Origin of the sequence: Neisseria sp. HMSC055H02, from assembly GCF_001813335.1 — a bacterium.
Taxonomy (GTDB): Bacteria; Pseudomonadota; Gammaproteobacteria; order Burkholderiales; family Neisseriaceae; genus Neisseria; species Neisseria sicca_C.
Window position 1 is genome coordinate 13,407 of sequence record NZ_KV812116.1, and the last position, 349, is coordinate 13,755.

A 349-nucleotide genomic window follows, 5' to 3' on the forward strand; every position below is an offset into this window, starting at 1 on the left:
TGCGAAATGAGAAAGGGAGCTACAACTTGATAATAAAGCCTTTCAGCCCGCCACCTATTGTAGCACTGCGAAATGAGAAAGGGAGCTACAACTTGAAGGGTGTAGGCTGCAATCTGGCTAATATTGTAGCACTGCGAAATGAGAAAGGGAGCTACAACTATATATTACGCCCCTTGAAAGAGGCAATTATTGTAGCACTGCGAAATGAGAAAGGGAGCTACAACCCGGACTTCAAAGCATGGCACATCAATTCCATTGTAGCACTGCGAAATGAGAAAGGGAGCTACAACTCTTTTGTGTGCGAAGCCGCTGAAAAACTCATTGTAGCACTGCGAAATGAGAAAGGGAG

1 protein-coding gene is annotated in these 349 nt (G+C 45.0%); it reads left to right on the plus strand.

Annotation, left to right across the window (positions count from 1 at the left end):
- Positions 1–92: 92 nt before the first annotated feature.
- Positions 93–349: hypothetical protein (locus tag HMPREF2907_RS13730; protein WP_472680500.1), on the plus strand; the 257-nt coding region annotated here is incomplete at its 3' end.